We start from the raw sequence: 23,449 nt of genomic DNA, 5'->3' as shown, positions 1-23,449 counted from the left end.
AGCAGATGTTAAACAAATGATGCGGTGATTGAATAACTGATCGCAGTATTGATGCACTTACAGTTGATTCGTGCTGAGTTGTTACCTAATCCTGCCTTATCCGAGTCTGAATTCCGAGGAGAAATCTATGTCAAACGAAGCAAAGTGCCCTTTCAACCATAGCGCTGCCAAACACACTGTTGCCGCAGGCGCACCGAATAATGCCACTTGGTGGCCGAATCAGCTCAAGCTGAATATTTTGCACCAGCATTCCCCTAAATCGAATCCTATGGGAGAGGACTTTGATTACGCGAAAGAATTCAAGTCGCTCGATCTGCATGCCGTTGTTGCTGACTTAAAAGCCTTAATGACCGATTCACAAGATTGGTGGCCTGCCGATTGGGGACATTACGGCGGTTTGATGATACGCATGGCCTGGCATGCGGCGGGTACTTATCGCGTATCGGATGGTCGTGGCGGGGCAGGCACTGGCAATCAACGCTTTGCGCCTTTAAATAGCTGGCCAGATAATGGCAATCTCGACAAAGCACGTCGTTTGCTGTGGCCGATCAAACAAAAATACGGTCGCAAAATTTCCTGGGCAGATTTGTTCATCTTAGCGGGCAATGTCGCGCTCGAATCCATGGGCTTTAAGACCTTTGGTTTCGCTGGTGGACGTGAAGATATTTATCAACCAGAAGAAGATATCTACTGGGGTTCAGAAACCGAATGGCTGGCGACGAGTGATAAAGCAAATAGTCGTTATGCGGGTTCCAGCGCAGGTAAGCGTGATTTAGAAAATCCTTTAGCGGCCGTGCAAATGGGTTTGATTTATGTGAACCCAGAAGGTCCTGATGGCAATCCTGATCCCGTTGCATCTGGTCGTGATGTACGCGAAACCTTCGCACGGATGGCGATGAATGATGAAGAAACGGTGGCCTTGGTCGCTGGCGGTCATACATTCGGTAAAGCGCACGGCGCTGGTGATCCGTCTTTAGTCGGGCCAGAACCAGAAGCGGCAGGCATAGAAGAGCAGGGCTTAGGCTGGATCAACAAGTTCGGCTCAGGCAAAGGTGTACATACGACGACGAGCGGCATTGAAGGTGCATGGAAGCCTAATCCTACGACCTGGGACAACGGCTACTTTGACATGCTGTTCGGTTACGAATGGGAATTGACGAAGAGTCCGGCAGGAGCGAAACAATGGGTGGCGAAAGATTGCAAAGCAGAGCATTTGATTCCAGACGCACATGATCCATCGAAGAAGCATCCGCCGATGATGACTACGGCGGATTTGTCACTGCGGTTTGACCCTGCTTATGAAAAAATTGCCCGTCGTTTTCATCAAAATCCAGCTGAATTTGCCGATGCATTTGCCCGTGCCTGGTTCAAATTAACGCATCGCGATATGGGGCCGGTGGCACGCTATTTGGGACCATTTGTGCCGACGGAAACACTGATCTGGCAAGACCCGATTCCTGCTGTGAATCACGCCTTGGTGGATGCGCAAGATATCGCTACATTGAAAGCAAAAGTGTTGGCCTCTGGCTTAAGTATTTCTCAGTTGGTGAACACGGCATGGTCATCTGCATCGACTTTCCGTGGCAGTGATAAGCGCGGTGGTGCGAATGGTGCGCGGATTCGTTTATCTCCACAGCGCGATTGGGAAGCGAATCAGCCTGCCGAATTGAATAAAGTGCTGGCGACTTTAGAAGCAATCCAACAAGGATTCAATGCGGTGCAAACTGGCGGCAAGAAAATTTCTTTGGCTGATTTGATCGTATTAGCTGGCGCAGCAGCGATAGAAGCGGCTGCAAAAAAAGCAGGGCAAGAGGTGCAAGTGCCTTTCGCACCAGGTCGTATGGATGCAGCGCAAGAGCAAACCGATGTGGAATCATTCGCGGTGTTAGAACCAGCGGCAGATGGCTTCCGTAACTATGTGCGTGCGGGTTTAGAAAAACACGCAGCCGAGCTCTTGCTCGATAAGGCGCAGTTGCTGAATTTAAGCGCTCCAGAAATGACGGTCTTGGTCGGCGGCTTACGTGCTTTGAATGCAAATACCGGAAAAACGCAGCACGGTATTTTCACTAAACGCCCAGAAACCTTGAGCAACGACTTCTTCGTTAATTTGCTCGATATGCGCACCAAGTGGCAGTCATCCAGTACAGTGGGTGTACTCGAAGGCCGTGATCGTCAAACTGGTGAACTGAAGTGGACGGGTACCACGGTCGATCTGGTGTTTGGTTCTAATTCACAATTACGTGCCTTGGCGGAAGTGTATGCCAGCAGCGATGCGCAGGAAAAATTTGTGCATGATTTCATTACTGCCTGGAACAAAGTAATGAATGCAGATCGCTTTGATTTGGTGTGATCCAGGTTGATTCTCTAACGGTAGTCCTTCATTAGCAGAAGCGTACCCACTTTCCGCCTTTTAACTGGGCAAGAGTGGGTACGCTTTTATTTATCTGAACCTGGATAAATACGGGCTTATAAGGGGCCGTTTATTTTGCCCAGATATTAACGCAACTGAGCCAGCACCGTTTTTGCCACTTCTTCAGAGCTTGCTGGATTCTGACCAGTGATCAGATTACCGTCGGCAATCACAAATACTTGCCAGTCGGGTCCTTTTTCATAGCGGGCGCCAAGCGCTTTAAATTCGTCTTCGATTAAAAAGGGAACGACATCTGTCAGTTGAACGGCATCTTCTTCACCGTTGGTAAAACCGGTGACTCTGCGACCACGAATCAATGCTTCTCCATCAGCGGCTTTTACGTGGCGCAATGCGCCGGGTGCGTGGCAGACAAAGCTGATCGGTTTTCCTGCACGGTCAAATGCTTCGATCAATGCAATAGATGTCTGTGATTCGGCCAGATCCCATAATGGACCATGCCCACCCGGATAGAATACGGCATCAAAGTCTTTTTCATTGATGGACGAGAGCACGACTGTATTTGCCAAAGCAAGCTGAGCCTTTGCATCGCTTTTGAAACGGTGGGTTAAGTCGGTCTGAAATTCCGGCAGATCGCTTTTTGGATCTAATGGCGGTTGTCCGCCGGCAGGTGATGCCAGAACGATGTCTGCGCCCGCATCGGCAAACGTATAGTAAGGTGCTGCAAATTCTTCCAGCCAGAAACCAGTTTTTTTGCCGGTGTCACCGAGTTGATCGTGGGATGTCAGTACCATTAAGATTTTCATTTTATTTTCCAGTTCTGTAAAAAGAGAGGTGTTATTTATTGCCATTCAGTAGCGCTGTTGCAGCGCCGAGTTTTTCTTCATAGGGGGCTCTTAAACGCAGGTTGGATGCGCCATCTTCGCTCTGCCGTACCACAGCTTTGGCGTGTGTGAATTGCCGGAAACCGTGTATGCCATGATATGCGCCGATACCCGATGCACCGACACCGCCGAACGGTAATGTCTCTACCGAGGCGTGAGACATCACATCATTGATCACCAATGCGCCGGATGTTGTTTTCTCTGCGAAGTGGTTTTGTTTTTCCGTATCGTTGCCGAAGTAATAGGCGGCCAGCGGACGCGGACGTGCATTGATAAAGCGGATGGCGTCATTGACTGAGTCAGCCGCGACCAGCGGCAGGAGTGGTCCGAAAATTTCTTCTTGCATGACCGCCATGCTGTCATTCGCGTTCAGAATCAGATGAGGCGCAATTTTCCCAGTGATAATGTCGTAATCTGGTTCGCCTTCTGGCGCCAGACTCACAATGCGGGCGCCTTTGTCTTTGGCGTCCTGTATCAGACCGATAAGCCGCTGAAAATGTCGCTCGTTAACGATGGATGTATAGTCTTTATTCGTCTGTATCTCCGGGTAGCTGTTTGCAATCAGGGACTTGGCCGCAGCAACAAATGCATCGGCTTTATCGTCTCTGATCAGGACATAGTCCGGTGCAAGGCAAATCTGACCGGCATTGAAGGTTTTTACTGTCATCACCCGTTCGGCAGCTAAGCTGATATCGGCATTTTCCTCGATGACCACGGGGGATTTGCCACCTAACTCCAGCGTGACAGGCACCAGATTTTCTGCGGCAGCTTTCATCACATGACGCCCGACGGTGGTGCTGCCGGTGAAGACCAGATGATCAAATGGCAGTGCACTGAATGCAGCGCCGACCGAGGCATCTCCTAATACAACGCCAAGCTCCATCGGGTCGAAATATCGGGCAATGAGTTCCGCCAGGACTTCGGATGTTCTCGGTGTCAGTTCAGAAGGCTTAATCAGTGCGCTGTTGCCTGCGGCGAATACGCCAGCAAGTGGGCCAAACGCCAGATTTACCGGAAAGTTCCATGGACTGATGATGCCAACTACACCCAGGGCCTGATATTGAATCCAGCTTTGCATTCCAGGATAAGGGGACGCGACCGGTTCTGCTTGCATCCAGCCTTCCAGTTGTTCTGCGGAGTGGCGCAGCATATTCGTTGTCGTCAGTATGTCAGCGGCTAAAGATTGATAATGGCTGCGGTTACCAAAATCGGCGCTCATGGACTTAACTAACTGCTCGTGATTGTCAGTGATTAATTTTGCGGCACGCTGCAGACGGTTTTTGCGGGTCGCTGCGTTCACATGCCCGTCCGCGAGATGTGCTTTTTTCATCGCGCCGAGTATCGTCATTAAGTCTTGGTGAGTCTGAGGATTAAGCATGATGTCAGATATTCTTTTTAAAAAATGATGTCAGGGGTGCTGCATTTGTCTCATGAAGGTGAGCGTCATTCGTGCTACGCACATCTCGTCGGCATGGGAAACATCTTACTGGGTGGTGACAGTGCTGGCTAATTAGACTATCTTAGTGGTGCCATAAATTAATTTATACCTTATTCATGTCTCTACAGCGTCTCCGGACTTTTATTGAAGTGTACAGGCAGCGTTCCGTCACGAATGCGGCGCGCAGTCTGAATCTGACCCAGCCAGCGGTGTCTCAGCACATCGCCGGGCTGGAGGTGGCGATAGGTCGTAAATTGTTTGAGCGGGAGGTGCGTGGTGTCGTGCCGACGGCAGCTGCGGATGAGCTGGCCGCTGATTTGGGCAATAAACTCGATGATGCAGAAGCGGCCTTATCCTCCGCCAGAGCCAGGTCGATTGAGCTTACCGGCGCGCTGCGTATTATCGGGCACGGCGACTTTCTGGCCGAGGTGGTGACGACACATTTGCAACCCTTGCTTGAAGCGGGAATGAAAGTCCGGTTGCATACGGGAGACAGCGATCTGATTACTCATATGCTGACGGAGGGACATTGTGATCTGGGGATTTCCGCTTACCCTGCAAATGATAAGCGTCTGCATTGTGAGTTGATCCGGAACGAGCGGGTACTTGCGGTCGCTTCGCCTCAGGTAGCCGATAGGATTGTCAGTGCACCGGATTTCCGGCAGGCATTGCTTGCTGAGCCTTTACTGGCGTATAACCTTGAGCTGTCGATGATAGATCGTTGGCTGGGGAAAAATAAAATTGATCATGGGCAGATCAATCCGGCGATGACAGGTCAGGATTTACGGTCGCTTCGTAACCTCTTATGCAAGCATTTCGGTTGGACTGCGCTGCCCGAATATTTGTGCGCGCCGTATCTGGATAATGGTCAACTGATGGAAATTCCGGCCCCTGTCGGTTCCACCTTTCTTGATTACTATCTGGTGTGGACGCCGTCAGCGTTAAGGCAGCCGAGGGTAGCGCATGCACGTCAGTCCTTACTGTGGAATTTAAAGAAAACCTGATTGCTGTAAGGTCGTCACAGTTGTGCCGACGTTGCATTTACTGATGCGTGGTGACTGGCTGAGCGTTGCCACCGCCAAGTGCCAGGAATAAGCTGATCTGATCGTTTGTCAGTTGTGCATCGGATGCCGCTAATGCCGCTTCTGATGAGGTGGCGCTGCGATCTGCATCCAGTACAGACAGAAAATCTGTCCGGCCACTTTCAAACAAATGGCGTATCTGCTGTGCCGCCCTGACACTTTCGTCACGGGCGCTCTGTAGTGCGGCATTTCTGTCTTTTTCTCTGGCGTAGATAATCAGCGCGCTCTCCGCTTCTTTCAGTGCATTCAGAACGACCGCATCAAAGTGAGCCAGTGCGCCCTCTGCGCTGGCCTCTGCTGCGGAGACCCGACTACGGGCGCCTGCAGACGGGAAGCTCCATGAGATCAGTGGGCCGAGATTCCAGTGAAAGGCATTGCCTGCGCCAAAGTGATCTAACAATCCGCTGCTTCCGGCGGATATACCAAAGGAAACGTGAGGATAAAGATCCGCGATTGAGACGCCGATGCGGGCGGTGGCTGCAGCCAGATTACGTTCCGCCTGGCGGATATCTGGCCGGCGGCGCAGAAGGGCTGCACCGTCACCTACGGGTAACGGAGACGTTAATCTGGGAACATCGTGACACTGAGGCTGGTTCAGATTCATTTCCTGCGGGGTTTTTCCGGTTAATACTGCCAGCTTGTAATAAGCCACACGTTGTTGTGATTGATATTGCGGCAGTGCCGATTGCAACAGGGCAAGTTGCGCAAGCGAACGCGTATGGTCGGTCTCGGTTCCCCGTCCGAGTTGAATGCGTTTTGCGATGAGGTCGGTCGTTTTTTTCTGTAAATTGATCGACTGCTGGCCGATGGTAATTTGCCGCATTGCTGAGCAGGCTTCGGTATAGGCACGGGCTGTATCGGCGACAACGCTGATTCTGACCAGATCGTACCCAGCCTGCGCCGCCTGAGTATCCGCGTTGGCGGCTTCAGTCGCGCGGGCAATTTTTCCGAACAAATCGGCCTGGTAAGAAACGCTGACAGTGCTATCGTAACTCCAGCTATCCGGCAGGGCATTTGGTAAACCTCTTGCCGCTGCAGAAGCTCGCCCGGCAGACGGTGCAGCGCTGAGACCGATAGTGGGTGTTGTCGCATCCGCAGTTTCTTTTTCTACTGCACGGGTTCGTGCAAGGTTTGCAGCAGCAACTTTCAGATCTGCATTTGCGTTCAGCGCCTCTTGGATTAACGCGTTCATCACCGGTTCGTCATAAAGTTGCCACCAGTTGTCAGGTAATGGTGTGGAACGATAGACCGTTTCGCCGGCCGCCAGAAAAGGTGCGGCAGCAGCAGGCCGCTGTGCCACGGACTGCGATGGTAGTGAATACTGTGGTCCGGAGACAGTGCAGCCGGACATCAGCAGAATGGCGGCGTAGCAGGTGCCCTGTGTGTAAGCAAGGATGGATTTCATTTTAAAAATCTGCTCAGGTACGGCTGTTGCGGATATCGACGGTCACTGTCTGTCCTGCGACCAGTGTTGTTCCTTGCGGCAGCTTATCGAATGTAATGCGGACTGGAATGCGTTGTGCGAGCCGGACCCAGTTAAATGTCGGATTGATGCTGGTTAATAAATTGGGTGAGGTAAGACGATCACGTTCGGCAATCCCGCTGGCAATACTATCGACGTGCCCGGGCAGCTTGGTCGTGGCGCCCATAGGAATAATCGTGACGGCATCACCGGCAGCAATGCGGGGCAGTTTCGTTTCTTCGAAATAGCCTTCGACATAGTAAGAATCGGTGTCGATCAGCGCCAGAACGGCGTGACTGGCACTGACGTAGGAGCCAGTTCGTAAATCAAGATTGGCAACGCGGCCATTAACGGGCGACAGTACGTGAGTCCGTTTCAGATTCAGTTTTGCCAGATCCCGGTTGATCGTTGCCTGAGTCAGTGCTGCGCGCAGTTGTTCGACATGGGCGCTGCCTTGTTCCTTACTTTCATCGGAAACCAGTTCGCGTAACGCGTTGTTGCGGCGTGCTTCTTTAATCGCCTGCTCAAGTGCGATCCGCTGAGATAATTCTGCTGCTTCGGCCTGCCGTAACGCGAGCTCAAAGCGTGCGGTGTCAACGTCGAACAGCACATCACCGATGCTGACTTGCTGGTTGTCATGAACCAGGACTTTGGTGACTTGACCAGAAACATCTGGTGCAACCTGAATCACGTTTGCCTTGATGCGACCATCCCGTGTCCACGGGTCCATTTCATAGTGCCACCAAAGACGCCAGGCCAGAAAGCTGGCGATCACGACAAAAATGCAGGTCAATGCGACGCGAGAGTAAATTGCGAGAGTTTTTTTAAAATTATTCAGTTGCATAAATCAATAACCTGAGTTTGTCAGAACAAGTGAAAAACTGCCTAAAAAAATGAAAAACAAGGCCAGTTCAAAAAGAGCCGGATGCCATAGGAAACGGTATAAGCCGGTGCGCATCAGGAAACGTCCGGCCAGCATCGTGCACAGAAAAGCGACGATGGCGAGTAGTAAAAGGACGGGAACGTACAGCCCGAAAATACTGATTTCTGCTGTCACGCTATCTTTTCCTTTAGAAATGGGTTGTATGTACGGGCATCGGGAAACAGATCACGACGCATACTGGTTAACGCTGAAATCGCTGCCAAATAGATAGGTTTGCTATCGCTGGCGCAGATCTCGCGCAGCGTTTGATCGATCTGATAATTCAGTGCGTTGGCGGTGGTACTGTCCGGGTTTGTAAAGTGATTGCCGATACAGGTGAATAGCGGCGACAACAGAATACCGTTCATTTTCAATTCCGCATTCATCCCGCGTAGTTGCGTAATATGGATCCCTGCGCGCAGCTCGCGTAAATGATGCATGGTGTGATTGCGTTCATCGGGGTTGGGGTGACGTTTGGATAGTCGCGGCATCAGCAAACCGATGCGGTCGACAGTGCGGATCGCGATGTCACGTAATGGTGGTGCTGATAAGTGGCTCATTTCTACAAATTCACGATGGACGGTTTGCATCATCCGGGAAATCATCCAGTCGTTGCTGACCGTGCGAATCAGGCTGGTGACAACGCCGGCTGTCACAAATCCGAAAAGCTGTGCAAGTAAACCGTTAAGAAAACTGGTGATTTCCAGCGTGCCTGTGTCTTGCAGTGACAACGCACCGGCAACTCCGATAAGGAAGGCGAGTGCTTTGCCTCCGGTTGCAGGATGGGGAATGTAGCTGCCAGCGACGATAAATAATGGGGCCATGCAAAGCAGCAGCATTTCAAAACTGTGAATCGCCGGAATAATGCTGATGATGTAAAGCATCGCAACAGGTACCGACAGCAAGGTATATTTGATAAACATCTTAATCGCCGGAACCGGATCGTCCTGCGTTGCAAAAAATGAGCAGAACACGCCTGCCATCATGGGCGCGGCGGCCCCGGCAGGCCATGCGGTGAGTATCCAGAATGCGCTGCAGACAGAAATGGCGACGACAGCAGCAAAAGCGGAACGGAATGCCATGCCATGATCGCGGTGCAAAACGGATGTATTGGCATGTTCCTGAGTGGAAGTGCTTCCGCCTTGCGTCGCGAGTGTAATCTGACTCCTTAACTCCAGCACTTCTGCATAGATGTTAATCAGTTTGCTGAGGCGCCTGATCAGATTCAGACACACAATATCACTCCAGCTTGAGGCCGCGCTGAACTTCGGCGTCAGTAGTTCAAGTTCTTTTTGGAATGCTGTTAAGCGTTGAGCAGCCTCGTTATTTTCCTCTTGCAACCAGTCAGCGACGTCATTTAACAGCTTTTGCCAGCGCGGTGTTAAGCTCGCCGGACTCAGATGTTGCAACGTGTTCAGCCGGTCTTCTACTGCCAGTAGCAGGGCAAGCATTTTGGTGATGTTGTCGGCTAATCTGTGAACCAGCCCCGAGGTCAGTCGCAAGTTAGAAGTGTCAAACGGCAGGTGCGTTGACATTACACGCAGATCAGTAATTTCAGCCGCGAGGGAGAGACGGGCAGATCCCAATGCGGATACGCTGCCGGGCGTCGGTTGCAGTACGTCGTACATCCAGCTCCGTACATCACGGATCGCTGCATCCAATCTGTTTAAAATGCCTGGGCCTATCCCTTGCGGAAATACAACGGAGTGAACGACGCTGGCAGACAAAATACCAATGCAGATTTCTTCAACGCGAGCCAGACCAGTATCGAAGATTGAGGTCGGATCTGAGACCGCGGGAAAACCGATCAGACCGGCGGTATAACCTGCCAGCATAAAAACATAGGAGCGGGGTGTACGGTCAAGTAAGGAAATATACAGACATAGCCCCACCCACAAAGCGATTGCGGCGGATAGCAGCTCAGGCGCGTTCGCTAACTGTGGCACTATCAGAATGGTGAACAGCGAGCCCAGAATCGTACCAAAAACGCGGTAAATCGCTTTGGAACGCACGGCTCCGGCAAACGGATTGGCGACAATATACGCAGTCATCATCGCCCAGAACGGTCGGGGTAAACCGGATGCCATTGCGATATACAAAGCTAGCATCGCCGCAACGAAGCATTTTGCAGAAAACAGCAGGTGAGAAGGTGAGGGGAGTTTCACGATATTTCTGCAGTCTTATTCTGTAGGTGTCTCGGTCAGTTGCCCATTGAGTTTGTTGAGCACGCGCAGGCACGCTTCGACGTCAGCCTGTGGAATGTCGCTGAACAGTTCCCTGCGAAATGGTAAAAGCGCCGCTTCTAAACGTTCTGCCACTTGTTTCCCTTCTGCGGTCAGAAAGAGTGCCTTGGCTCGCCGGTCTGTAGGGTCATCCTGTTTTAAAACAAGACCGCTGTCGATTAACTGATCGATCAATCGCACCATCGACGGAGGCTCGATGCCAACCGCCTGTGCGACTTTGCCCGGGCGCACGCCATCACCCAACCGCGAAATCATCAGTACAGGCCAGGCGCTTGCATGTGAAAGATGAAAGTCCGCCGTCATTTGGTCTGCAGCAGATTTATAAGCGCGACCAACCTGTATCAGCGTATGTGTCAACGACATCAGGGTTTTATCGTAACGGGTCATTGGGCGATTAATTTAATTAGTATGCTAAATATTAGCATGATATTTAAAAATCCGCCGGGACCTGAAACCAATCTGTAGCTACACCAGAGATCCTTACGAAAGGGCTATTCAATCGCTTGTATCTGAAATGAGATGTCCGGCTGATGTTCTTTAAAGGGAATAAACGGGTATTTACTCCTTTATTCCTCGCATCCAAGTTCGGCGGCGCGTTCAATAATCTCATCTGTAAATTTACGTAATCGAAGCATTACTTGCTTTGTGGAAATGACAGGAGTCGGCAATGGCCGAAGATAGCGATCTCGAAAAAACAGAACCGGCCTCGGAGAAGCGCCTTGAGCAGGCGCGTGAGGAAGGGGATGTTCCGCGTTCGCGTGAGCTGTCAACTTGCACCATTTTGCTGGCGGCAGGTGGTGCGCTCTGGGCGATGGGCGGCACCTTGGTTCAGCAATTAAATAAAAATCTGGTTACCGGTCTGACGCTGGAGCGCGAAGCAGCCTTCGACTTTAATTTGTTGATTGGAAAAATCGGCGTCAATTTACTGGATGTTCTGTTGGCATTTTCCCCCGTCGTATTGGTGCTGTTGCTGGTGGCATTGGGTTCGCCCTTGCTGATCGGTGGCTGGTTGTTCAGTGCTAAGGCATTGCAGCCGAATTTCGGACGCATGAATCCGATTTCCGGCCTCGGAAATATGATTTCTGCGCGTGCCGGTGTTGAATTATTGAAGGCGATTGTGAAAACCATCCTGGTTGGTAGCGTTGCCTGGGTTGTCATCATGGGCCAAAAAGAGGCGATCTTTGGTTTGCCTCTGGAAAATCTGCATGCGGGGATCGCACACGTTGGCCACATGATGGCCGTCTGTTTTATGTCTATCGTTGCTGCTTTAGTTGCGATTGCAGCGATAGATGCGCCGTATCAGATGTGGCATTACGCGAACAAATTAAAGATGACGCATCAGGAAGTGGTGCAGGAATCGAAAGAGTCGAATGGTAATCCGCAAATTAAAGCGAAGATTCGCCAGCAACAACGTGAAATGGCGCGTCGCCGGATGATGACTGAAATTCCGACTGCTGACGTTATTGTGACCAACCCGACACACTTCGCCGTCGCACTGAAATATACCGAGGGTGGCGGTGGCGCACCAAAGGTAGTGGCGAAAGGTGCGGATGAAGTCGCCGCAAAAATCCGTGAACTTGGTGCCGAACACAATGTTCCTTTGTTAGAAGCGCCACCGCTGGCGCGTGCGCTGTATAAGCACACAGAGTTAGGCGACGAGATTCCGGAAGCCTTGTACGCTGCTGTCGCTGAAGTCCTTGCATATGTATTCCAGCTTCGCAGCTACCGCGAACGTGGTGGCATCAGACCGGAAGAACCACGCGAATTAGAAGTTCCCGCAGAGTTGGATCCGAATAATCAAGTAGGAGTAGCAGTATGAACAGCCTGAAATTGCCTTTATGGATGAACGGGCTCAATGGCAGGGCGCTGGCAGCGCCTATCTTGATTATTCTGATGCTGGCTATGATGGTGTTGCCATTGCCAGCATTTATTCTCGACGTTTTTTTCAGTTTCAATATTGCGATTGCGATCATTGTTTTGCTGACGAGTTTGTATACGGTGAAACCGCTGGACTTCATGGTGTTCCCAACAGTGCTGCTGGTCAGCACTATGCTGCGTTTATCGCTCAACGTCGCGTCTACCCGCGTGGTGTTGACTGAGGGGCATACAGGCCCGGACGCCGCAGGTAAGGTGATTGAGGCTTTTGGTCATTTTCTGATTGGTGGAAATTACACCGTCGGTATCGTGGTGTTTGTGATTCTGACGATCATTAACTTCACGGTGGTGACAAAAGGTGCAGGTCGTATCGCTGAAGTGGGCGCACGTTTTGCGTTGGATGCGATGCCTGGTAAGCAAATGGCGATTGATGCTGATCTGAATGCTGGTCTGATTGCCGAGCAGGAAGCGCGCCGCCGCCGTACCGAAGTAGCGCAGGAAGCTGAATTCTACGGTGCGATGGACGGTGCGTCTAAATACGTGCGCGGTGATGCGGTAGCCGGGATCATGGTGACGGTGATTAATATCGTCGGTGGTCTGATTGTGGGTATGGTGCAGCACGATCTGGACTTTGGTTCAGCGCTGAAGAACTACACGTTGCTGGCCATTGGTGACGGTCTGGTTGCGCAGATTCCATCGTTGATTATTTCTACTGCTGCTGGTGTGGTTGTCTCGCGTGTCGCCAGTGAGCAAGATATCAGTGGTCAGTTGATAGGGCAGTTGTTTGCCAAACCACAGGTGATGTTTATCACCGCTGGCATTATCGGTGGCATGGGCATTATTCCAGGTATGCCGCATATTGCTTTCGTCTTGTTAGCGGGATTACTGGCTGGTGCTGGGTATCTGGCCCGTCAGAAAGCGGAACAGGCAGCGGGTATTTCTCCTGCCGAAGCGACGGCGCAAGCGGAGGCGCAGAATGCGCCGGCATCTGAGGTCGAAGAAGCCACCTGGCAGGATATCTTACCCGTGGATACTTTGGGGCTTGAGGTAGGTTATCGTTTGATTCCTTTGGTTGATAAATCACAGGGCGGTGAGTTGCTGCGTCGTATTAAAGGAATACGTAAAAAATTCGCGCAAGAGGTTGGCTTTCTGTCGCCGCCGGTGCATATCCGCGACAATCTTGAACTGAAGCCATCTGCATACCGCATCGCGTTGAAAGGCGTTGAAGTCGGCGCCGGTGAAGCGATGAATGGCCAATATCTGGCGATTAATCCCGGCATGGTTTCCGGGCCTTTGCCGGGTGTAGAAACGACTGATCCTGCGTTTGGTTTGCCTGCGATCTGGATTGATGCCAGCGCGCGCGAACAAGCACAGGCGATGGGTTACACCGTGGTTGATGCCGGTACCGTAATCGCCACCCATCTGAATCATCTGATCACGACCCATGCCGCTGAATTATTAGGTCGTCAGGAAGTGCAGCAGTTGCTGGATCATCTTGCAAAAGAAATGCCGAAAATGGTTGAGGATCTGGTGCCTAAACTGATTCCTTTGTCGGTACTGCAAAAAGTCTTGCAAAACCTGCTGCTGGAAGGCGTACATATCCGCGATATGCGTACCATTATCGAGACCTTGTCTGAGCAGGCGATGCATACCCAGGATGCCAATGAGCTGACCGCACAAGTACGTATTGCGCTTGGTCGTGCGATTGTTCAGCAAATTTTCCCGGCAACAAATGAGCTGACCGTCATGACTCTGGATAGTCGTCTTGAACGTTTGCTGATGCAGGCGATCCATGCCGGTGGTGGCGATGGCGCTGCTCTCGAGCCTGGCTTGGCTGAGGCGCTGACAACACAAACCGAAACTGCGGCCAAACACCAAGAAGAAATGGGCATGACGCCAGTCCTGCTGGTGCCTGCACCACTGCGTGCTTTGCTGTCTAAATTCTTACGCCGTACATTGCCGCAACTTAAAGTGTTGTCGCATGCCGAATTACCTGAAACAAAAACCATTAGAGTTACCAGCCTTGTTGGAGGGCAATCATGAACGTCAGAAAATTTACTGCTAACACCTCGCGTGAGGCGCTTCGCTTATTAAGGGAAGCATTGGGTGCGGATGCGGTGATTTTGTCCAACCGGAATGTTGACGGTAAGGTCGAGATTATGGCGATGGCCGATGAAGCGATGCAATCGATCGCACCGACTAAAGATGAGCGCCAGATCACCCCCGACCACACCAGAGCGGCGCCATCGTTTCAACATGAAACACGGATATTCACACCGCGTGGCATGGCCGCAGAGCCGCAGGAATATGCTGCAGCTCCGGCTTCCGTTACGGGTGAGTTAAGTGATGTGATGAACGAAATTCGTTCCATGCGCAATATGCTGGAATCGCAACTGGCGGAGTTGTCATGGGCTAATACGCAAAAACGCGAACCACAGAAGGCGCTGGTGCTGAAAGAGATGCTGGCAACTGGCCTGAGCGCCAGCTTGTCGCGATTCATGGTTGCAAAATTACCAGAAAATGAAACAGGTGAACAAGGTATTGAATGGATAAAGTCTATTCTGGCCCGCAATCTGACGACCATCGATAATGAAAATGAAATTTTAGAAAAGGGTGGTGTGTACGCTCTGGTCGGGCCGACAGGCGTTGGAAAAACGACCACCACTGCAAAACTGGCAGCACGCTGCGTGATGCGTCACGGTCCGTCGAAACTGGCGTTGATCACAACCGATGGCTATCGTATCGGCGGCTATGAACAGTTACGAATCTATGGGAAAATTCTTGGTGTGATGGTTCACGCAGTCAAAGATGAGAGTGATTTACGGATTGCTTTGTCCGAGCTCAAGAATAAACATACCGTTTTAATTGATACTGTCGGAGTCAGTCAGCGCGACAAAATGGTGACGGATCAGGTCGCGATGTTGTCTGGTTCTGGCACTGATGTGAAACGCCTGCTGTGTCTGAATGCGACATCAACCGGTGAAACGCTGAGTGAAGTCGTGCGTGCTTATCAGGGGACAGGCCTCGCAGGATGTATTCTGACTAAACTCGATGAGGCGGCGACGATAGGCGGTGCGCTGGATATCGTGATTCGCCAAAAGTTAAGTCTGTATTACATTGCGAATGGGCAACGGGTACCGGAAGACTTGCATGTGGCAAACAAGCAGTACCTGATTGATCGCGCCTTTAAGTTGAAACGTGAAACGGCGCCGTTCCGTTATCTGGATGAAGAGCTGCCTTTGCTGATGGCTGGTGTCGGAACTGCTGCAACTGGTGGACAAGCGGCTGCGCGGGAGGTGTCTCTTGGCTAATGTTGATCAGGCAGAAGGACTGCGTCGCATGCTGGCTGGACCAAAGCCGCGTGTATTTACTTTTTTATCAGCGTTGAAAGACAATGAAAAAAGCGAAATACTGGTGAATCTGGGCGTATCGGTAGCGCGGCAGGGGCAGCAAATTTTGATGGTTGATGCACGTTCGTCTTCTGATAGTGTAGGCGCGTGGTTCAGTGCTAGCAGAGAGCGCACCTTGTTGGATGTAGCGCAACAACAGCGTACAATGCATGAGGCAGTAAAAATGGTTGCGTCTGGCTTGTCAGTATCGATGTTATCGCGTCAGAGGACTGTGTCATCCAGCTTGTCTGCCGAGAATTCGAGACGATTGTCGAGAGCATTTGATCTGGCAGTACATCGTGCCGATATGGTCGTGGTTGATTGTGATCTTGACGCGTGCGATGCGTTTCCACTGGCATCTCTGGATGATAGTGAAGTAGTGATTCAGGTTTCTTCAGATCCGTCAGCAATCAAATCTGCGTATGGACTGATTAAGCGTATGAGTGCTCGTCTGGGACGACGCTCTTTTAGTATTTTGGTGTCCGGTGTATCTGAGAAAGAAGCAATGTTGATTTATACGAATATGGCTCAGGCGTCTCAACGATATCTTGCGGTACCCTTAAATTTCATTGGTTATGTGCCGGATGATGAATTCGTCAGAAGAGCTGCTCATCAGGGGCGGTCAGTGATTGACGCTTTTCCAAAAGCGCGCTCTTCCATGGCTTTTTTTCAACTGGCAGAGCGGCTTGCTGTCAGTGCGCGATCTGCATTGTGTCTGGACAGTGTATCCGGACAACAGGGCATCGCTCTCGGAATCTAATTTGAATATGTACACGGCCAGCGGAAAATCAGATAAAAATTTTCTCCTCAGGGAGCATGCGCCTTTGGTTAAGCGACTGGCTTACCAATTAAAGGCGCGCTTGCCTCCCAGTGTTGAAGTGGATGATCTGGTGCAAGCTGGAATGATTGGTCTGCTTGATGCGATCAGTCGTTACGAAGACACGCATGGTGCACAATTCGAAACCTACGCCGTCCAGCGGATTCGTGGCGCGATGCTTGATGAGCTGCGCAACACGGACTGGTTGCCGCGTGGGGTTCGGCAAAATATGCGGAAAATCGAAAATGCGATGAACCAGATGCAGCAAAAACTGGGGCGGCCGCCGACAGAAACAGAAGTGGCCAAGTCGCTTAAGTTATCCCTTGGAGAGTATCAGGGACTTTTGGGGGATAGCGGCGGACATCAGTTGGTGTATTACGAAGATTTCCATGACGCAGAAACAAAAGAGCACTTCCTCGATCATTATTCTTCCGATAGTTCCGGTGATCCTTTGCAGGATCTGTTGAATGACGATTTTCGTGATGCCGTGATCGGTGCAATCGACAGTTTGCCTGAACGCGAAAAATTGTTAATGGGTCTGTATTACGAACAGGAGTTAAATCTGAAAGAAATCGGCGCGGTCATGGGCGTTTCAGAGTCCCGCGTTTCTCAGTTGCATAGCCAGGCGGTTGCACGTATGCGTGCGCATTTAAGGGAGAAAGCGTGGACTGGGCTAGCTTAGTAGGATTTATTCTGGTCGTTGTCGGCATCAGTTCCGGTCAGTTAATGGAGGGCGGGCGTCTTTCTTCATTAGTGCAACCAGCGGCATTTGTGATTGTTGCGATTGGTACGCTGGGGGCGGTGCTCCTGCAGAGTCGTATGAGTACTTTCCGACGCGGTTTGCGGATGTTGAAATGGGTCATTTCTGAGCCGCAAGACAATAGCCGTAAAAATATTCAGGATGCATTGATCTGGAGTGCGGTTGCCCGGCGCGAGGGATTTTTGAGTCTTGAGCGTTACATGGATGCTTCTGATGACGCCTTTATCAGTAAGGGATTGCGGCTAGTCATTGACGGCGTCGACCCTGCGCGACTGAAAGACATTCTGGATGTTGATATTTCATTGTATGAAATTGAGCAACGTCAGGCCGCCAAAATCTGGGAGGCAGCTGGTGGCTATTCTCCGACCATCGGAATCTTAGGAGCGGTACTGGGGCTGATTCACGTTATGGAAAATCTGACTGACCCTGCGAAGCTCGGTGGCGGTATTGCCGTGGCATTCGTGGCGACGATTTATGGTGTTGGTCTGGCTAATTTATTTTTTCTGCCCGTCAGCAATAAGTTAAAAGAAATTATTGGCAGAGAAATTACCCGACGCGAGATGTTGTCCGATATTTTTTATAGCATTGCTGTTGGAGATAGTCCTCGTATCGTGGAAGAGCGGGTTGATAACCACAGTAGTCAGGTTTAAACATGGCAAGAAAAAAATATCACGAAGAGCCAGAAAACCACGAACGATGGATGGTCTCTTACGCTGATTTCATTACCTTGTTGTTTGCTTTTTTTGTTGTTATGTATGCGATCTCTTCGCTGAATGAGGGAAAGTATCGCGTGTTGTCCAGCTCCCTGACTGGCGCATTTAGTAACGACCCTACCTCTCCTGTTGCTGCCGGAGTAACTCCACAGGTGGTGAAGTTAGATCCGCTGCCAATAGTGAAGCGGAAATCAACTGAAAACATACGTAAAGAGCGGGAGGTAATGACAGGGTTAGCAAAAGATGTACTTGCTGCCCTGGAGCCCTTGGTCAAGGAAGGTAAAGTCAGAGTGACGCAAACTGCCAGGGGCGTGACGATAGAAATCAATGCAAGTTTGTTGTTTCCACCTGGCGAAGCTAAGTTAAACGCAGACTCCGTACAGGCACTGACCGCGATTGCTTCTGTATTAAAATTAGACAATCATGCAATTCAGGTCGAAGGACACACGGATAATGTACCAATCAAAAATCCGGTTTTTCCCTCGAATTGGGAGTTATCAGCGGTTCGGGCAAGTACGGTAGCGCGTCTTTTAACGGAAAATGGTGTTGATGATTTCAGGGTGACTGCCGTTGGGCAAGGAGCAAAATTACCGGTGGATTCAAATGATACGCCTGAAGGAAGATCGCGTAATCGCCGGGTGAGTGTCACTATCCTATCGGTATTGCCAGAGCCGGTAGTGGATATTCCTGTTGCGACTCAAGCGCCAATTACTCCCTGACAAAGATCGCAATAAAAAAAGCCCCGAACAATCGGGGCTTTTTTTATGTACTTGCGAACGATCAGCGGACAATAAGTCCTTTGGCGGGAGTTGTTCTGATCGACGACTGCCCATTTGGTCCATATAAGGAGCCTGTCGTTGTCCCTTGTTGAAACGTGCTGAGTGCAGCCTGATTTTGCGACAGTCTGCGCGTGATCATCAGGCCATTGGTTTTATTGTCTTCTTTAGCTTGTGCTGATAATTCCAGTAAACCATCCCAAAGCAATTGTGCCTCCGGTGTCTGGCGTACAAACTTTAATGTACTCTCTGCATCGTCACCGAAACCCTGCTGTTTCAGATAAGAGTTGCGCAGTTTTTCTGCCTCAGACAGTTTTCGAACCAATTCACTTTTTTGTGCAGAAGTCTGAGTCAACAGAGAGACATCACCATCTACAAGCGCAGCTTGCTCTTCTTTGAGTAAGTCAGCCAGTGCCGCCATTGCTTCTTTTTCTTCTTTTAAGCAATGCAGAATAGAGTCACTATTTGCGCTTGTATTGGTCATGTTTAGCGTTTTCTGGAGTTAAGTAAATCTTTCACGGTTTCCAGAAGTCCATCAGCAACTTTTTCGGAGTTCACTTGAAAGCGTCCCTCAGAAATGGCTAATTTGATTTCTTCAACCTTTTTTGCCTCGAATACGCCATTACTTGCTTGTGTACTTTGTAAAGCTTGCAATTGCGTAGACAGAGGGGAAATCTGTACGTTAATAGAAGGCGCCGGAGTGGAAACTGCTCTCTCTGGTGCTTTTTCAGTCCGTACGGGCTGCTGGCTTGGTAAGCTTGCAGCTTTATTTAGTGTGTCATCAATTTTCACGGCGATACCCTCGAAAGTGGGAATGGTCTACTTCTACAATCCGGTTATCGGCCAGGTATTTTTAAACTTTAATTTTACGTACAAATATATTCCAATTGTAGTGCTTGTTAATATGTTATTTCAATGACGCCACCAGCTTTGGCAATGCCACTGACGGTTTGCCCGGAACTTGTTTTAGCCTTAGCTACCTGGCCTTCCGCTGCATTATTCAGTGCTCGCGCATCTGTGGCAACCTGAAACCCCGGGCCATTGCTGACAACTCTGACAGATTGCCCTTGTTGCACTACTGCCGGGCTTCGGAGTAATTCCTGGCGTAAAGGCGTGCCGGACGAAATGGAGCTTTGCAAGGATTTGCCGATGACCTGTTCAGGATTGGTAATAATGCCAGCAGGTAAATTTGATATGTCGCCTTTAATTTTACTCATGTCGTCAGCTGTGATGAGCTGTCCCTGACTCAGAGCACGGGACGCGACGTAATATTCAGAATTGATTTGTACGTTTGCCTGCAAGTAAATAACCCAGCTAACAGGTGCTGTGCAACGTACCCCGACTGTGATCTTGCCCCAGGCTTTACTTCCGTTAGGCAGAAATGCTGTAGGAGACTGGCACGCTGCCAGATTCAGCCGTTTATCTACTTGTCCCATCGTAACCGTACTCTCACCCGGTTGAGTTCTTGCCTGCTGATTTAAAAAGTCGGTTGCCAGTTTTCTGATGATTTCGTGATCTTGCATAGCAGCCGTGGTTTGCGCCTGCGCCTGATTAAGGGCCGACGTCAGCACTAACAAAAAAATAATTGATCTGAAAAGTTGTTTCATAGCCGGGCGGATGCAGATAACTTTTAACGTGTTGCCATTGTAGATGTCAGGATCGGTTTGCTAAGGCTTGAATAGAAGAGGTTTTTTGCCTTTACTCAATGAATTGAATTGTCTTTGCGGGATATAAGATGCCAATAATGGAAAACCGTTATATGGCTGGCAGAAGGCTGGCTCTGGACTGGCGAGGGGCTTCGGATGACTAAATTAGATGATTTCATGCGTTTTCACGAAACAGCTTTATCTGTTCGTGGTCAGCGGCAGCAATTGCTTGCTTCTAACATCGCCAATGCGGATACGCCGAATTACAAAGCCAGAGATATTGATTTCACATCGGTTTTGAATAACGCACTGCATCTCGATTCTAAGCAGGCGACGGCAAGTCTGAATAAAACGGATGTGCAGCATTTGGGCAGCGCATCAACCGTGGCGGGGGCTGAGCCGATGTATCGCACGGTTTCACAAGGCAATATCGATGGCAATACTGTAGATATGGATGTTGAGCGCAATCAGTTTGCCGAAAACTCACTTCGATATGAGGCGAGTCTGACGATTATTAATATGCAAATTCGTAACATGCTTGCAGCAATTCAGGGGTAATTATCATGTCGCTTTTTAATGTTTTTAATGTGGCTGGTTCCGCCATGAGTGCTCAGGCTCAGCGTCTGAATGTGGTGTCCAGTAATCTGGCCAACGCTGACAGCGTGACCAGTTCTGATGGCAAGCCATATAAGGCTAAGCAGGTTGTATTTAGTGCGGTGCCGGTTGCTGGCTCACCTTCTACCGGAGTGAAAGTAACGGAAGTGGTTGAGGATGCGACACCAGCAAAAATGAAGTATGACCCTAAACATCCGCTCGCAGATGACAAGGGCTATGTGGTAATGCCAAACGTCAACGTGGTGGAAGAGATGGTGAATATGATTTCGGCATCTCGCTCATATCAGACCAACGTTGAAACGATGAATGCGGCGAAAACAATGTTGCTGAAAACGCTGACTTTGGGTCAGTGACCTTCATAAAAAGGAAATGTAATGACAACGATACAAAGCAATACAGTTGATCAGAGCTTGCTCAATACCATGAATGGTACGACCAGCAGCACATCAGCCGCAAAAACTTCAGAGAGCACGTTTCTGAACCTGTTGGTCACGCAAATGAAGAATCAGGATCCGTTGAATCCTATGGACAATGCCCAGGTAACAAGTCAGATGGCGCAATTGTCGACGGTGTCCGGAATTGAGAAATTGAATGCATCGTTCGCGGCACTCAGCAGCAATATGCAGGCAAGCCAGAATTTGCAGGCGGCAAACATGATTGGTCATGGTGTGATGACCGCAGGGAACTCCTTGCCACTCTCCAGCGCGAAGGGAATCTACGCTGTGGATTTGCCGCAGGGTGCAGATAAGGTCGAAGTGGTGATTAAAGACGCCGCCGGCGCCACGGTGCGCAAGCTGAGTCTCGGTGCGTTGCCCGCTGGTGTGAACGATCTGACCTGGGATGGAAAAAATGATTCTGGGGCAGCGGTCGCCGATGGTACTTATACGTTTGATGTTGCCGCGAGCTCAGGCGGAAAGGCGTTGGATGTGACTAAATTATGTTTCGGTATGGTGAATAGTGTGAGTTCGGGGTCGCAAGGTGTGAAGCTGACAGTTTCTGGTGTCGGTGAAATTTCAATGGCAGATGTGAAGCAAATTTTCTGAGATTGCTGATTACTCAGGTAATCGCAGTATTTAAAGTTAGGGAGAAAAATCATGGGTTTTCAGCAAGGTCTTAGTGGATTAAACGCGGCATCGAAATCACTGGATGTGATCGGTAACAATATTTCGAATGCAAATACAGTCGGTTTTAAGCAGGCGCAAGTGCAGTTTGCGGATGTTTATGCGAACTCATTGAGTGGCGCTTCTGCGAATGCAGTTGGTATCGGTGTGCGGGTATCGACGATAGCTCAGCAATTTACCCAAGGGAATATCAGCTCGACCAATAACCCACTCGATACAGCGATTAACGGTAACGGTTTTTTCCGCATGATTAAAAACGGTGCTGTCACCTATACTCGTAATGGTCAGTTTCAACTGGATAAAAACGGTGGTCTGGTCAATGCACAAGGACAGCAACTGACCGGTTATATTGCGAATGCGGCGGGTGTGCTTTCAACCGGGTCTGCGTCGCCAATTACGATTAATACTGCGGATATCGCACCGGCGCAAACAGCAAAGGTCAGTGGCGTGATGAATCTGGATTCGCGTGAATACGTGCCAGGGACGCAAAAGCCAGTGACGATTCCACCTGTCATCACGCCGATTGCTTTTTCTCCGACTGATCCTACGTCCTACAATAAATCGACATCGGTAACGGTGTTTGATAGTCTGGGTAATTCTCACGTTTTACAAACTTACTATGTGCGCGTTGATCCGGTTGCTACGCCGCCCGCAACAGCAGGCACCATAGAATGGAATGTCTTTGCAACAGTTGATGGTAATCCTTTCGATGCGGCGGGTGCTTTGACGCCAGCAGCGACGACGCCAACACCGATTGGTAAGCTGGCATTTGACAATATGGGTAAGTTGACTGGTGCGATCCCTGCGTATGCCGCAACTGATCCGCGTGCGTTACAGATGATTGTGCCTGTCGCTTCAGGTGCTGTGACACCGATCAATACGACAGCAAACATCAAATTTGATTACACGAATTCAACGCAGTTCGGCTCGGATTTCAGCGTCAGCAGCATGAAGCAGGATGGCTTTACATCTGGCAAATTATCCAAGTTCAATACAGCGAAAGACGGCACGATTGTCGGTAGTTATACCAACGGTCAGACGAAAGTATTGGGACAGGTTGTTTTGGCATCATTTACCAATTCTAACGGTTTGCAATCGCTGGGCGATAACCAGTGGGCAGAGACTTCTGAATCTGGTCAGCCTTTGGTCGGTCCTCCAAATTCAGGTGGTCTCGGTGCGTTAACGGCGTCGGCAACGGAAGACTCGAATACTGATCTTACCGGCGAACTGGTCAATATGATCACGGCGCAACGTGTTTATCAGGCAAATTCACAAACCATTAAAACACAGGATCAGATTTTGCAAACAATCGTGAATCTGCGTTAATCATCTGAATAA

Annotated in this window: 23 protein-coding genes; 13 read left to right on the top strand and 10 right to left on the bottom strand. The window is 50.2% G+C overall.

Annotation, left to right across the window (positions count from 1 at the left end):
• The first annotated feature begins 127 nt into the window (after window positions 1-127).
• On the top strand, window positions 128-2,350 hold the full coding sequence (katG, locus tag H8K26_RS07630) for a catalase/peroxidase HPI (protein WP_190478508.1): 2,223 nt from the start codon (window positions 128-130) through the stop codon (window positions 2,348-2,350).
• 146 nt (window positions 2,351-2,496) lie between these two features.
• On the opposite strand, the gene H8K26_RS07625 is transcribed toward katG, so the two are convergent.
• Window positions 2,497-3,174: a type 1 glutamine amidotransferase domain-containing protein gene (locus H8K26_RS07625; protein WP_190478506.1), complete on the bottom strand. Its 678-nt coding sequence runs from the start codon at window positions 3,172-3,174 to the stop codon at window positions 2,497-2,499.
• A gap of 31 nt (window positions 3,175-3,205) precedes the next feature.
• Complete coding sequence (locus H8K26_RS07620) at window positions 3,206-4,630, bottom strand: coniferyl aldehyde dehydrogenase (protein ID WP_190478504.1); 1,425 nt, start codon at window positions 4,628-4,630, stop codon at window positions 3,206-3,208.
• Window positions 4,631-4,806: 176 nt separating this feature from the next.
• On the opposite strand from H8K26_RS07620, the gene H8K26_RS07615 reads away from it, so the two are divergent.
• Window positions 4,807-5,694 (top strand): LysR family transcriptional regulator, encoded by an 888-nt coding sequence (locus H8K26_RS07615; RefSeq protein ID WP_190478502.1) that lies wholly within the window; start codon window positions 4,807-4,809, stop codon window positions 5,692-5,694.
• Between the two features lie 37 nt (window positions 5,695-5,731).
• Here the strand turns inward: H8K26_RS07615 and H8K26_RS07610 are convergent, their stop codons facing one another.
• The 5 genes from H8K26_RS07610 to H8K26_RS07590 are packed head-to-tail and all read right to left on the bottom strand — an operon-like array spanning window position 5,732 to window position 10,786.
• The gene (locus H8K26_RS07610; RefSeq protein ID WP_190478500.1) at window positions 5,732-7,177 is read right to left on the bottom strand and encodes an efflux transporter outer membrane subunit; all 1,446 of its coding nucleotides are present in this window, start codon (window positions 7,175-7,177) and stop codon (window positions 5,732-5,734) included.
• Window positions 7,178-7,190: 13 nt separating this feature from the next.
• Window positions 7,191-8,078 carry an efflux RND transporter periplasmic adaptor subunit gene (locus H8K26_RS07605; RefSeq protein WP_190478498.1) on the bottom strand — a complete coding sequence of 296 codons (888 nt, stop codon included), beginning with the start codon at window positions 8,076-8,078 and terminating at the stop codon, window positions 7,191-7,193.
• A gap of 3 nt (window positions 8,079-8,081) precedes the next feature.
• A complete protein-coding gene (locus H8K26_RS07600) occupies window positions 8,082-8,291 on the bottom strand; it encodes a DUF1656 domain-containing protein (protein ID WP_190478496.1) in 210 nt (69 codons plus the stop codon).
• Window positions 8,288-10,321: an FUSC family protein gene (locus tag H8K26_RS07595; RefSeq protein ID WP_190478493.1), complete on the bottom strand. Its 2,034-nt coding sequence runs from the start codon at window positions 10,319-10,321 to the stop codon at window positions 8,288-8,290. Before H8K26_RS07595 ends, H8K26_RS07600 begins: the two co-directional genes overlap by 4 nt.
• Before the next feature lie 15 nt (window positions 10,322-10,336).
• On the bottom strand, window positions 10,337-10,786 hold the full coding sequence (locus H8K26_RS07590; RefSeq protein ID WP_190478491.1) for a MarR family winged helix-turn-helix transcriptional regulator: 450 nt from the start codon (window positions 10,784-10,786) through the stop codon (window positions 10,337-10,339).
• A gap of 280 nt (window positions 10,787-11,066) precedes the next feature.
• Between H8K26_RS07590 and flhB the strand changes: the two genes are divergently transcribed.
• Genes flhB through motD form a run of 7 tightly spaced genes read left to right on the top strand, consistent with a single transcriptional unit; the run spans window position 11,067 to window position 18,672 of the window.
• Window positions 11,067-12,218 (top strand): flagellar biosynthesis protein FlhB, encoded by a 1,152-nt coding sequence (gene flhB / locus H8K26_RS07585; protein ID WP_190478489.1) that lies wholly within the window; start codon window positions 11,067-11,069, stop codon window positions 12,216-12,218.
• Window positions 12,215-14,317 (top strand): flagellar biosynthesis protein FlhA, encoded by a 2,103-nt coding sequence (flhA, locus tag H8K26_RS07580; protein WP_190478486.1) that lies wholly within the window; start codon window positions 12,215-12,217, stop codon window positions 14,315-14,317. The genes flhB and flhA overlap by 4 nt, the downstream gene beginning before the upstream one ends.
• Complete coding sequence (flhF, locus tag H8K26_RS07575) at window positions 14,314-15,585, top strand: flagellar biosynthesis protein FlhF (RefSeq protein WP_190478484.1); 1,272 nt, start codon at window positions 14,314-14,316, stop codon at window positions 15,583-15,585. Before flhA ends, flhF begins: the two co-directional genes overlap by 4 nt.
• Window positions 15,578-16,423 (top strand): MinD/ParA family ATP-binding protein, encoded by an 846-nt coding sequence (locus H8K26_RS07570; RefSeq protein WP_190478482.1) that lies wholly within the window; start codon window positions 15,578-15,580, stop codon window positions 16,421-16,423. Before flhF ends, H8K26_RS07570 begins: the two co-directional genes overlap by 8 nt.
• A gap of 7 nt (window positions 16,424-16,430) precedes the next feature.
• On the top strand, window positions 16,431-17,162 hold the full coding sequence (locus H8K26_RS07565; protein WP_186883781.1) for an RNA polymerase sigma factor FliA: 732 nt from the start codon (window positions 16,431-16,433) through the stop codon (window positions 17,160-17,162).
• Window positions 17,144-17,890, top strand: coding sequence for a flagellar motor protein (locus H8K26_RS07560; protein WP_186898306.1), 747 nt, complete (start codon window positions 17,144-17,146; stop codon window positions 17,888-17,890). Before H8K26_RS07565 ends, H8K26_RS07560 begins: the two co-directional genes overlap by 19 nt.
• Window positions 17,891-17,892: 2 nt before the next feature.
• The gene (gene motD, locus H8K26_RS07555) at window positions 17,893-18,672 is read left to right on the top strand and encodes a flagellar motor protein MotD (RefSeq protein ID WP_186883631.1); all 780 of its coding nucleotides are present in this window, start codon (window positions 17,893-17,895) and stop codon (window positions 18,670-18,672) included.
• A 61-nt stretch (window positions 18,673-18,733) separates the two neighbouring features.
• On the opposite strand, the gene H8K26_RS07550 is transcribed toward motD, so the two are convergent.
• The 3 genes from H8K26_RS07550 to flgA all read right to left on the bottom strand — a co-directional run bounded on the left by H8K26_RS07550 (window position 18,734) and on the right by flgA (window position 20,336).
• Window positions 18,734-19,213 carry a flagella synthesis protein FlgN gene (locus tag H8K26_RS07550; RefSeq protein WP_186883630.1) on the bottom strand — a complete coding sequence of 160 codons (480 nt, stop codon included), beginning with the start codon at window positions 19,211-19,213 and terminating at the stop codon, window positions 18,734-18,736.
• Window positions 19,214-19,215: 2 nt separating this feature from the next.
• Complete coding sequence (gene flgM, locus H8K26_RS07545; protein WP_186883629.1) at window positions 19,216-19,521, bottom strand: flagellar biosynthesis anti-sigma factor FlgM; 306 nt, start codon at window positions 19,519-19,521, stop codon at window positions 19,216-19,218.
• Between the two features lie 107 nt (window positions 19,522-19,628).
• Window positions 19,629-20,336: a flagellar basal body P-ring formation chaperone FlgA gene (gene flgA, locus H8K26_RS07540; RefSeq protein ID WP_190478480.1), complete on the bottom strand. Its 708-nt coding sequence runs from the start codon at window positions 20,334-20,336 to the stop codon at window positions 19,629-19,631.
• Window positions 20,337-20,531: 195 nt separating this feature from the next.
• Here flgA and flgB point away from each other — a divergent pair, with 195 nt between their 5' ends.
• From flgB to flgE, 4 genes are read left to right on the top strand one after another with little or no spacing between them, the layout of a single operon-like run.
• A complete protein-coding gene (gene flgB, locus H8K26_RS07535; protein WP_190478478.1) occupies window positions 20,532-20,933 on the top strand; it encodes a flagellar basal body rod protein FlgB in 402 nt (133 codons plus the stop codon).
• Window positions 20,934-20,938: 5 nt separating this feature from the next.
• On the top strand, window positions 20,939-21,343 hold the full coding sequence (flgC, locus tag H8K26_RS07530; protein ID WP_190478476.1) for a flagellar basal body rod protein FlgC: 405 nt from the start codon (window positions 20,939-20,941) through the stop codon (window positions 21,341-21,343).
• A 21-nt stretch (window positions 21,344-21,364) separates the two neighbouring features.
• Window positions 21,365-22,033, top strand: a complete 669-nt coding sequence (locus H8K26_RS07525) for a flagellar hook assembly protein FlgD (protein WP_186898311.1) — start codon at window positions 21,365-21,367, stop codon at window positions 22,031-22,033.
• Between the two features lie 51 nt (window positions 22,034-22,084).
• On the top strand, window positions 22,085-23,437 hold the full coding sequence (gene flgE / locus H8K26_RS07520) for a flagellar hook protein FlgE (protein ID WP_186883624.1): 1,353 nt from the start codon (window positions 22,085-22,087) through the stop codon (window positions 23,435-23,437).
• Window positions 23,438-23,449 lie beyond the last annotated feature (12 nt).

The organism is Cognatundibacterium aquatile, assembly GCF_014699135.1.
Classification (GTDB): domain Bacteria; phylum Pseudomonadota; class Gammaproteobacteria; order Burkholderiales; family Burkholderiaceae_D; genus Undibacterium; species Undibacterium aquatile.
The sequence above is the reverse complement of the archived record's forward strand: the minus strand, read 5'-3'. Positions and strand labels throughout refer to the sequence as shown.

Coding starts and splice junctions, on each gene's coding strand:
- flgA (WP_190478480.1), bottom strand. CDS start 20,336: ATGAAACAACTTTTCAGATCAATTATTTTTTTGTTAGTGCTGACGTCG.
- H8K26_RS07615 (WP_190478502.1), top strand. CDS start 4,807: ATGTCTCTACAGCGTCTCCGGACTTTTATTGAAGTGTACAGGCAGCGT.
- flhA (WP_190478486.1), top strand. CDS start 12,215: ATGAACAGCCTGAAATTGCCTTTATGGATGAACGGGCTCAATGGCAGG.
- H8K26_RS07620 (WP_190478504.1), bottom strand. CDS start 4,630: ATGCTTAATCCTCAGACTCACCAAGACTTAATGACGATACTCGGCGCG.
- H8K26_RS07625 (WP_190478506.1), bottom strand. CDS start 3,174: ATGAAAATCTTAATGGTACTGACATCCCACGATCAACTCGGTGACACC.
- H8K26_RS07565 (WP_186883781.1), top strand. CDS start 16,431: ATGTACACGGCCAGCGGAAAATCAGATAAAAATTTTCTCCTCAGGGAG.
- H8K26_RS07590 (WP_190478491.1), bottom strand. CDS start 10,786: ATGACCCGTTACGATAAAACCCTGATGTCGTTGACACATACGCTGATA.
- H8K26_RS07605 (WP_190478498.1), bottom strand. CDS start 8,078: ATGCAACTGAATAATTTTAAAAAAACTCTCGCAATTTACTCTCGCGTC.
- H8K26_RS07610 (WP_190478500.1), bottom strand. CDS start 7,177: ATGAAATCCATCCTTGCTTACACACAGGGCACCTGCTACGCCGCCATT.
- H8K26_RS07525 (WP_186898311.1), top strand. CDS start 21,365: ATGACAACGATACAAAGCAATACAGTTGATCAGAGCTTGCTCAATACC.
- flgE (WP_186883624.1), top strand. CDS start 22,085: ATGGGTTTTCAGCAAGGTCTTAGTGGATTAAACGCGGCATCGAAATCA.
- flhB (WP_190478489.1), top strand. CDS start 11,067: ATGGCCGAAGATAGCGATCTCGAAAAAACAGAACCGGCCTCGGAGAAG.
- H8K26_RS07550 (WP_186883630.1), bottom strand. CDS start 19,213: ATGACCAATACAAGCGCAAATAGTGACTCTATTCTGCATTGCTTAAAA.
- flgB (WP_190478478.1), top strand. CDS start 20,532: ATGACTAAATTAGATGATTTCATGCGTTTTCACGAAACAGCTTTATCT.
- flhF (WP_190478484.1), top strand. CDS start 14,314: ATGAACGTCAGAAAATTTACTGCTAACACCTCGCGTGAGGCGCTTCGC.
- flgC (WP_190478476.1), top strand. CDS start 20,939: ATGTCGCTTTTTAATGTTTTTAATGTGGCTGGTTCCGCCATGAGTGCT.
- katG (WP_190478508.1), top strand. CDS start 128: ATGTCAAACGAAGCAAAGTGCCCTTTCAACCATAGCGCTGCCAAACAC.
- motD (WP_186883631.1), top strand. CDS start 17,893: ATGGCAAGAAAAAAATATCACGAAGAGCCAGAAAACCACGAACGATGG.